Here is a 7,046-nt window from a genome sequence, read left to right as displayed (position 1 = left end):
TACCTCGCCCCACCCGAGAACGCCCTGGTCCTGGCGGTGGACGAGAAGTCACAGATACAGGCACTGGACCGCACCCAGCCGGTGCTGCCGATGGCTCCGACCACGCCGGCGAAGATGACCCACGACTACGTCCGGCACGGCACGACCAGCCTGTTCGCCGCTCTGGACATCGCCTCCGGCTCGGTCATCGCCCAGCACTACCGGCGCCACCGCCACCAGGAGTTCCTCCGCTTCCTGAAGGTCATCGACGCCGCCGTCCCCAAGGACCTCGAACTCCACCTGGTCCTGGACAACTACGCCACCCACAAGACCGAGCCGGTCAAGAAGTGGCTGCTCCGGCACCCCCGCTTCCACCTGCACTTCACCCCCACCTCGGCATCCTGGCTGAACCTCGTCGAACGCTGGTTCGCCGAGCTGACCTGCCGCAAACTCCGCCGCTCGGCCCACCGCAGCGTCGTCGAACTCGAACGCGACATCCGCGGCTGGATCAACGAGTGGAACAAGAACCCCAAGCCGTTCGTCTGGACGAAGACCGCCGACGACATCCTCGACACCCTCGCCGCATACTGCACACGAATTAACGACTCAGGACACTAGCGGGGCACCAGCCCACATCGGCGAGGCAGTCCCCGCCCAGCGCAACCGCGAGGGCGACGTCCAGGAGGATCTTTCCCGGATCGTGGACGGTCCGGTGCTTGCGCCACGGGGCGAGCGCGGCGGATATCGCCTGGTCAAGGTCTGTCCGGCGGATCGTCTCCACCAGCAGCACGGACCCGGCCTGGGAGACCGCCCCACGGCCGCCGGCCTCGACACGGACATGCGGCTACGACCCGATACGCTTCTTCACCTGGGAAGCGCTTCTTCCCTCGCAGCCAACAGGACCCTCAGCAAGTCCTATCGTTGCAGTTCAGGGGCACTTCCCGTGTTTTTGATCAAGCCTCGGACAGCCCGCCTCGTGAAAGCGTGAGGCTAGGGAAGGCCACCGTGGTCGTAGCCCGGTGGCAGGATGCGCGCCATGACAGGGAGAGTGGTGGAGCTGGCCAAGCTGGTCGAAGCTCTGGAAGCCGACCTGGTGTTCACCATGTCGCTGGGAAGCAAGGAACTGTTCCACTCGAACCTACTGGGGTGGTTCGTCGCTAACCATCCCGTGGTGGCCGAGGCTGTGACCGGCTGGGCGGGGCCCGTCCAGGTCGAGCGCGAGAAGCTGAACACCGACCTCCTGATCCGGGCGGACGGACGCCCTCCCGTGGTGATCGAGAACAAAGTGTTCGCCCTCCCTGACTCGGTCCAACTCGACCGCATAGCTGAGAAGTTCGAAGGTCAGAACCCCTGCCTGGAGCTGCTGAGCCTCACGCCCCCGGTCTGGGGCGAGCAGGCGTGGGCCAGCCCCGGTGGCCACCGGTGGACCTGGATGAGCTACGAGCAGCTGGCGGACCGGCTGCGCCCCGCCGTTGCCGAGGTGGCCGCTGCAGACGAGTACGCGGGCGCGACGCTCAACCGGTGGCTCGACCTGATTGACAGACTCGGCGACCTGACCCGCCTTGTCGGGCAGCCCGGCCTCGACGAGCCGCTCCAGCTTCCGCGTAGCCAGCGCGACCTCCTGCACAAGGCCAGGCTCGACGTCCCGGTTCAGAAGATGCGCTACCAACAGCTCGCCGTCGAACTCGGCAGCCGCGGTCTGGTGGGTGCTCACACGGATCTGACCAACGGAACCGCCCTGGTCGACTGGTACGCCGACTCACCGCACGGCTTCGAGTGGGGCTGGCAGCTCCAGGGCGAGGACTTCCGGCTCGCGATCGTCGTTCCTGAGGGACACCCCGGTCGTGGCAACTCGGCGAGCCATAGGGCCGTACGGGAGGAAGAGGCCCGCCGCCACTTCGATTTCTTCACCTTCGGACCGATCGATGGCGCAGGACCGGTGAAGCCGGTTCGGGTCGAATTCGGATCGTACAATCCGGGTTTCACCTACCGATACATTTCTATTCCGGGTATCGAAATGGGGCAGGCGGTGGAGCTGTGCATGGAGCACACCCGCAGGATTAAAAGCCTGTCCTTGACCGCCTGATTACTCTTGCCTGCAGGAGCTCAGGCCAACGATTTCCGCGAGAGGTGACGTCATGCTTTTCTTGCGGGCGGAGCAATAATTCATCTGCTTCGAGTGGGCATCTTGATGAGCGCACCGCCCCAACAAATTCAGGTGGAGGGTGGCCGGGCGCCGGCCAAGTCAAATTCCACATTCGACGGGCAGTGGCTGACGATCGAGCACGGAGCGCTGAGCGGGCTGCCAGGTCAGAGGCGAGTCAGGGGTCGTTTTCACCCGCATTGCCCGTTCGTCAGGCGATTCCTCAGGTGGTGGATGGCGGTACAGGCGGTGCTGCGGGTTGCGTTCGATGATCGCGATGTCGACATCCAGGCCTGCGCAGTACCGGACACCCTGATCCATGAAGCCCTGATCGACCAGCGCGTTGCGGACGGTTCCGCCGGCGTGCTCCGCGGCCTGGTCCACGGGAGAATGCCCGCAGCGGTGTCGTGCGTGTTCGCTGCGAGGGCGACGACCGCGATGGCCAGGTCGAGGTCGGGAGCCCCGAACCACCCTCTCAGGAAGCGCAGGAGCCCGGCTGCCGGGCGGCGATCACGCCGCCGTCGACCAGCAGGTCGGTGCCGGTCACAAAGGAAGCGTCGGGGCCCAGGAGGAAGGCCGCGGCGGCCGCTATGTCATCGGGAGTGCCCAGGCGTCCCACACCCGAAGCCTCCACCATGGCCCGCATATGCAGCCCGCTGCCACCGGCAAGTTCCTGGCGGCCCATGGGGGTACAGATCACCCCGGGGCTGATGGAGTTGATGCGCGCCTCTCGTCTGCCCCAGTCGATGCCGGCAGCCCGGACTCGGAGCAGATTGGCGTATTTGGAGAGTGGATAGGCTTCCTGCGGACTGAGTTTCTCGGCCTCGACGAAGTCCAGGCCGAGCAGGTCGTCGGCGGAGGCATGAGCCAAGGCCTCTTTCTGCTCGGCGGTGAGTGCCCCTGGTGGCCACATGTGCCCGGCCATGCTGGCTATCACCAGGCCCGCGCCTCCACGGGCGACGACCCGGCCGAACTCCTCCAGGACCAGTGCGGTGCCGAGCAGGTCCACCTTGAGGATCGCCTCGGTGGTCGCCTGGACCGGGGAGAGGCCTGCGGTGTGGACGACCTGGGTGAGGGGGCCGAGTTCGGCGGCGGCATCTGCCAGGGCCGACACCGAGGCGCGTGAGGAGACATCCACGACTTGGGTTCTCGTTGTGTGGCCGTGCCCTCTGAGCTCATCGCTGACCGACGAGAGCAGCTTTTCGTCGATGTCCGCGAGCAGCAGCGTCTTCCCTGCGGCCTGACGGCGGGCGATGGCCTGCCCCATGCCGCCTGCCCCGATGACAACGACCACCGCAGTCTGCATAGGGTGCCTCCATCAGCGGGCGGGGTTGGCCGCCCGACGTCGTTACACGGTCGGTTTTCCGGCGTCCGTCTCCGTGGCGGCGTCTCCCTCTCCAGCTGATCGGCGAGAGTACGGGACTCAGCCACCACTCGGCCCTTCCCGACAGAGTCCGGGCTCCCGGACATGGATGTGGCTCGTGCAGGCGCGCAGCCTGGTTCCGGTCCGTGACGGAGACAATGACCGTGACTCCGGCTCGGAGCCTCCTCCGTCCCGGCAACAGAGCCGACGGGATCCGGAGCAGCGGATCCGGTGGCCCCGACAGGAAAAGTCGCGGGTGAGGCGTCGTGCCGCTTCTCTCGCGAAGGGGCCGGCTGCCCTGCTGGGGCCGGGACGCGTGGTCGACGAGCTCGCTCAATTCCCTGAGGCCAATTCGTCCACCAGGCCCCAGCCCAATGCCTCTGGTGCGGTCAGCGCGGCACCGGACAGGGCCAGGTAAGCGGTTCGTTCCCGGCCGATGCGGGCGGGCAGACTCGTTGTGCCCCCTGTGCCGGGGATCAGACCCATGCTGATCTCGGGCAACCGGATCACCGTGTCCGGGGTGGCCCTCACCTGCCTGGCGAACGCCGCCAGCTCGATGCCCGCCCCCACACAGGCGCCGTGCAGGTGCGCGGTCACCTTGAAGTCGCACCGAGGCAGCAGTGCCGCAGGACTCCGTGACACTCGGATGCGGTGCGCCTCGGCTGCGTCCCGGGCGACACCGAACTCGCCGAGGTCGCCCCCGCTGCAGAAGGCCGGCCCTGTGCCGCGCGGGTCGAAGTGGGTGATCGACCCGTCGGTCACGGCGACCTCCAGGGCTTCGATGTGCCGGGCGGTGGTGTGCGGGTCAGGGCATGCTGCCCGGGGCCGTGGAGCATCGGAGCCCTGGGACAGGAGCACGTCGAAGCCGTCCGGCCCCTTGTGCGGCCGGGTCGCCACCCCCACCACCCGGTCGTGGACCGTCGGTGGCGAGGCGTGGGAGGTAATGGCGATCACGTGACAGGGTGAGTCCATGACAACTTGAGTGTAATCTCATTTCTGTTTAGCGAGAAGGGCGCTTACACCATGTCTCAGGTGGATTTCGCTCAGCGGATGTCCGATGTCGCGCCTTGCCTGGGACCGCTCAGGGCCGGTGCGGACGGTCTTGAGGTCCGTACCGGCATCACCGTCGGTCTGCCCGGCATCCTCTTTCTGCGGGCCCGCCTGGCCGGGCTGCCGCCGCCGGGCCGCATATCCGCCGGCGGCTCCTGCCGGCTTCCGGAGACCGCTGGCGGATGGGCCGCTGTCAACCTGGCCCGTCCGGACGACCATGCGGCCCACCCCGCGCCTCTGAACCTCCTCGACGCACGCGACACGACTGACCTGTCCGACGCCGCCCGCCGGATCACGGCCCGTCGGCTGGCGGACGCCGCCCGGGCCGTGGGCATTCCCGCCGCCGCGCTCGGATCGGCACGAGCCGGCCAGGAACCCGTCCACGTCCGTTCGCACGGTGCGCGACTGCCCCGCCGGCTCCCCGGCCTCCGAGTGCGGACCTGTCAGCTCTGTGGGCAGGCCCCTTCTGCGCGCGGCTGCTCGGCCTGGCCGGAGCCCAGGTGACCAAGGCCGAGAGCACCACCAGACCGGACGGCACGCGGCGGGGGCATCCGGAGATCTACCGCTGGCTGCACGACGGCCACGGGAGTGTGATGCTGGACTTCGCCTCCGGCGCCCTGCCTGACGCGGTTGCGGGGGCGGACGTCGTCATCGAGGCTTCACGGCCGAGGGCGTTGCGTCAATTGGGTGTGAGCGCGGAGGAGTTCCTGGTCGCGCAGCCCGGACAGGTCTGGGTCGGCATCACCGGGTACGGCCGCGACGACGACCGGATCGCCTTCGGGGACGACGCCGCGGTCGCCGGCCGCCTGGTCGGGCGGGAGGACCATGGCGCCCCGGTGTTCCTGGGCGATATCCTCGCCGATCCCGTCACCGGCGTGTACGCGGCCTGGACCGTCGCCCGCTCCCTCTCGGACGGTGGCGGACAACTGCTGTGCGTGTCCATGGCGGCCTGTGCGGCGGCACTCGCCTACTCCCGGACACCGCCGTGCTGATCAGGAATGTCGAGGTCGAGGGCCGGGCGGGTACGGACGTACGGATCGGCGCCGACGGTCGCATCAGCGAGATCGGGCACCGCCTGGCAGGGGACGCCCTGGTGGACGGGCGCGGAGGGGCGTTGCTGCCGGGACTGCACGACCACCATGTCCATCTGACGGCGCTGGCCGCGCACGCCTCCTCGGTCCGCGTGGGCCCCGCCGACGTGCGCGGTCCCGACGGCCTCGGCGCGGCCCTGCGCGACGGGCCGCCCGGCCGGTGGGTGCGGGCGGTCGGCTACCACGAGAGTGTCGCGGGGGATCTGGACCGCTCGGTACTGGACGCGCTCGTCGCCGACCGGCCCGTACGGGTGCAGCACCGCAGTGGGGCGATGTGGTTCCTGAACAGTGCCGCGCTGCGAGCCGCAGGGCTGGACGGTGACGGGCGGCTGTGGCGGGAGGACGAACGGCTGCGGCACAGGGTCCCGCCGGTGCGGCTCGACCTGGAGCGGCTCGGTCGGCGAGCCGCGCGTCTCGGCGTCACCGGTTTCACCAACGCCGATCCCCGTCCGGCGCCCGGCTTGCGGCGGACCCTGTCGGTGCTGCCGCAACGGCTCACCCTCATGGGCGTCGACTCCCCGGTCAAGATCATGCTCGACGACGCCGCCCTGCCGGCCCCGGTTGACCTGGCGGCCAGAGTGGGCGTGCTGCGGCCCCGGCCGGTGGCCGTGCACTGTGTCACCCGGGTGCAGTTGCTCGTCACCCTGCTCGCGCTGGAGGAGGTCGGCCCGGTCGCGGGGGACCGTATCGAGCACGGGGCGGTGATCCCCGCGGAGACCGTCCCCTGGATCCGGCGGCTCGGGCTCACGGTCGTCACCCAGCCGCACTTTCCGGTGGAGCGGGGCCGTGAGTACGCCTCCGAGGTCCACCCCGACGACCGGCCTCACCTCTACCGCTGCCGCACCCTGGCCGAGGCGGGTGTTCCGCTCGCGGCGGGGACCGACGCGCCCTACGGCACCGACGACCCGTGGGCGGTCATGCGGGCAGCCGCCCATCGCGAGGACGGGGAAGGCGTGACTCCCGGAGAGGCTCTGCGGCTGTTCCTCGGGTCGCCGGAAAGACCGGCCCGCCCCCGCCGGCTGGAGGTCGGCGCAGTGGCTGACCTGTGTCTGCTCCATGTGCCTCTGCGTGAGGCGCTTCATCTCCTGGACGCCAGTGTCGTACGGGCCGCGTATGTGGCGGGCCGCCCGATCACGTCCTGAACCGCCCCCTGCTCAGACGCTGTAGCCGCCGTCCACCCCGAGTGCCTGTCCGGTGATGAACCCGGCGCGGTCGGAGGCGAGGAACGCGACTGCCTCCGCGATGTCCTGGGCGCTTCCGAAGCGGCGCAGCGGGATGTTGCGCCGGGTGACGGCGAGGGCGTCCTCGTCCAGTTCGCCGGTGCCGATGAGGCGGCCCGCGATGCCGTCCGTGAGCATGCCGGGGGCGACGCAGTTCACGCGGACGCCGTACCGTCCCTCCTCGGCGGCCAGTGCTCGTG

General features: G+C 69.3%; 8 protein-coding genes and 1 pseudogene. 4 read left to right on the top strand and 5 right to left on the bottom strand.

Features of this window, described 5'->3' with window-relative positions; all coding sequences use genetic code 11:
• A partial coding sequence (locus ABZ862_RS38145; RefSeq protein WP_360969128.1) for an IS630 family transposase occupies nt 1-597 on the top strand: 597 nt, incomplete at its 5' end.
• Here ABZ862_RS38145 and ABZ862_RS38140 read toward each other — a convergent pair.
• A pseudogene (locus tag ABZ862_RS38140) lies at nt 589-847 on the bottom strand (transposase); the annotation flags it as partial. The gene ABZ862_RS38145 and the pseudogene ABZ862_RS38140 sit on opposite strands and share 9 nt — an antisense overlap.
• Nucleotides 848-1,030: 183 nt before the next feature.
• On the opposite strand from ABZ862_RS38140, the gene ABZ862_RS38135 reads away from it, so the two are divergent.
• The gene (locus ABZ862_RS38135) at nt 1,031-2,065 is read left to right on the top strand and encodes a hypothetical protein (RefSeq protein ID WP_360969125.1); all 1,035 of its coding nucleotides are present in this window, start codon (nt 1,031-1,033) and stop codon (nt 2,063-2,065) included.
• Nucleotides 2,066-2,224: 159 nt separating this feature from the next.
• Here ABZ862_RS38135 and ABZ862_RS38130 read toward each other — a convergent pair whose 3' ends face one another.
• From ABZ862_RS38130 to ABZ862_RS38120, 3 genes are all read right to left on the bottom strand, one after another.
• Entirely contained in the window at nt 2,225-2,506 is a 282-nt protein-coding gene (locus tag ABZ862_RS38130; RefSeq protein ID WP_360969122.1) for a hypothetical protein, read from the bottom strand.
• A gap of 91 nt (nt 2,507-2,597) precedes the next feature.
• On the bottom strand, nt 2,598-3,428 hold the full coding sequence (locus tag ABZ862_RS38125; protein ID WP_360969119.1) for an SDR family oxidoreductase: 831 nt from the start codon (nt 3,426-3,428) through the stop codon (nt 2,598-2,600).
• A gap of 390 nt (nt 3,429-3,818) precedes the next feature.
• Nucleotides 3,819-4,457, bottom strand: a complete 639-nt coding sequence (locus tag ABZ862_RS38120; RefSeq protein WP_360969117.1) for an enoyl-CoA hydratase/isomerase family protein — start codon at nt 4,455-4,457, stop codon at nt 3,819-3,821.
• 431 nt (nt 4,458-4,888) lie between these two features.
• Here ABZ862_RS38120 and ABZ862_RS38115 point away from each other — a divergent pair, with 431 nt between their 5' ends.
• Nucleotides 4,889-5,527 (top strand): CoA transferase, encoded by a 639-nt coding sequence (locus ABZ862_RS38115; RefSeq protein ID WP_360969131.1) that lies wholly within the window; start codon nt 4,889-4,891, stop codon nt 5,525-5,527.
• Nucleotides 5,521-6,768: an amidohydrolase family protein gene (locus ABZ862_RS38110; RefSeq protein ID WP_360969114.1), complete on the top strand. Its 1,248-nt coding sequence runs from the start codon at nt 5,521-5,523 to the stop codon at nt 6,766-6,768. The genes ABZ862_RS38115 and ABZ862_RS38110 overlap by 7 nt, the downstream gene beginning before the upstream one ends.
• A 12-nt stretch (nt 6,769-6,780) precedes the next feature.
• On the opposite strand, the gene ABZ862_RS38105 is transcribed toward ABZ862_RS38110, so the two are convergent.
• The coding region (locus tag ABZ862_RS38105; RefSeq protein ID WP_360969111.1) for an SDR family oxidoreductase at nt 6,781-7,046 on the bottom strand (266 nt) is incomplete at its 5' end.

This window comes from Streptomyces sp. NPDC047000, from assembly GCF_040644295.1.
In the GTDB taxonomy this organism is placed as follows: Bacteria; Actinomycetota; Actinomycetes; order Streptomycetales; family Streptomycetaceae; genus Streptomyces.
The sequence above is the reverse complement of the archived record's forward strand: the minus strand, read 5'-3'. Positions and strand labels throughout refer to the sequence as shown.

Coding starts and splice junctions, on each gene's coding strand:
- ABZ862_RS38125 (WP_360969119.1), bottom strand. CDS start 3,428: ATGCAGACTGCGGTGGTCGTTGTCATCGGGGCAGGCGGCATGGGGCAG.
- ABZ862_RS38120 (WP_360969117.1), bottom strand. CDS start 4,457: ATGGACTCACCCTGTCACGTGATCGCCATTACCTCCCACGCCTCGCCA.